General features: G+C 60.8%; 1 pseudogene. It reads left to right on the forward strand.

Annotation, left to right across the window (positions count from 1 at the left end):
* Nucleotides 1–947: pseudogene (locus tag I8746_RS26840) on the forward strand (hypothetical protein); the annotation flags it as partial.

The following is a 947-nucleotide window of genomic DNA, read 5'->3' on the forward strand; positions in this document are numbered from 1 at the left end:
AATGGCGCGCGCCTGGCACAGCGCCTCGATGTCGACAAATACCGGCGCTTCCTCGCCGAACGCGACGCACTGGAACGACGGATTGCCGCCCTGCGCAACCTGGCCTTGCAAGCCAGCAACGATCATGACGCCTGGCTGGCGACGGCCGAATCCCAACACATTGATAATCCCTACAGCCTGGCTGCGGCACTGGCCTGTTACGACCGCGACGAACGCACCTCCGCCCGCGGTCTGGAAATTTCACTGGCGTTGCTGATTCACCCGATGGGCCAGCCGACACCCGGCACCGAAGATCATGACCGGCGTTTCAAACGCCTGGAGCAATGGCTGGACCAGCACGACAGCCCGCTTTACATCGCCTTGGCGCCGTTCAACCCGTTCAAGGATAAAGCCGATTCGATCGGCTCTTTGTTCGGCGCCAGCGACAACGTGATCGAAGGGCTGGCTGGTCGCTTCCCGGCCATGGCGGACATCACTGACCTCACCGCCCAGTCGGTCAATACCGTGGTGCTCAAGCGCCTGCGTGGCCAAACCCGTTGGGATGCCAGCCATGGCCTGCGGCGGCAAGTGTTGCTGGCAGCGCGTGAGGCCAATGCCGAGAAAGCGCTGGGGTTGTTGGCGGCGCGCTATCGAATCACCGAGCAGGCCATTACGGAAAATCCCTTTAGCCAGGAGGTGCAGCGGTATTTGAAGAGCGGCATGGCGCAGGTTGAAGAGATGAAAGCGTTGCGCATTTCGGGTAGCCGCACGGTGTCCATCGAGCTGACCACCACTGCGCGCGTGAAACCTAACTTCCTTGGGTTGCTCACTTCCGGCGGTGGGGGTGGTTTAAACGCGGGGATGCTGTGGTTCAACATCTTATCGCTCAAGACGGCCTACAACAGCCTGCAGAAGAGCGATGCACCGGAATACACCCTGGGGTTCGCTTCATCTGTTTTCGGGGTGAT

Source organism: Pseudomonas sp. USTB-Z, assembly GCF_019691255.1.
GTDB lineage: Bacteria > Pseudomonadota > Gammaproteobacteria > Pseudomonadales > Pseudomonadaceae > Aquipseudomonas > Aquipseudomonas alloputida.